Origin of the sequence: Shewanella sp. T24-MNA-CIBAN-0130 (assembly GCF_040310185.1) — a bacterium.
Taxonomy (GTDB): Bacteria; Pseudomonadota; Gammaproteobacteria; order Enterobacterales; family Shewanellaceae; genus Shewanella; species Shewanella psychromarinicola.
Genome location: NZ_JBEOPP010000545.1, coordinates 1 through 238, shown reverse-complemented (window position 1 = coordinate 238; position 238 = coordinate 1). Strand labels below are relative to the sequence as shown.

The window sequence follows — 238 nt, the reverse complement described above, 5'->3', positions numbered from 1 at the left end:
CCAATTCTATTCGTGTCTGGGTTTGTGTGGCCATTGGCGCTTATTCCTGAACCATTGGTATTAGCATCTCAAGTTATTCCCGCAGTGCCTGCTATCATGGGAATGCTCGAATTGAATCAATTAGGAGCAGGTTGGTCGGCTGTCATGCCTAAATGGCTTCAACTGTGGGGCTTGTTTGCGCTATTCGTCACCATGGCGATTATGGCAATTGCGCGTAAACAGCAAGATTTTAAGGTTA

At 46.2% G+C, this 238-nt stretch carries 1 pseudogene; it reads left to right on the top strand.

Annotation, left to right across the window (positions count from 1 at the left end):
• Positions 1 to 238: pseudogene (locus tag AAEZ02_RS23440) on the top strand (ABC transporter permease); the annotation flags it as partial.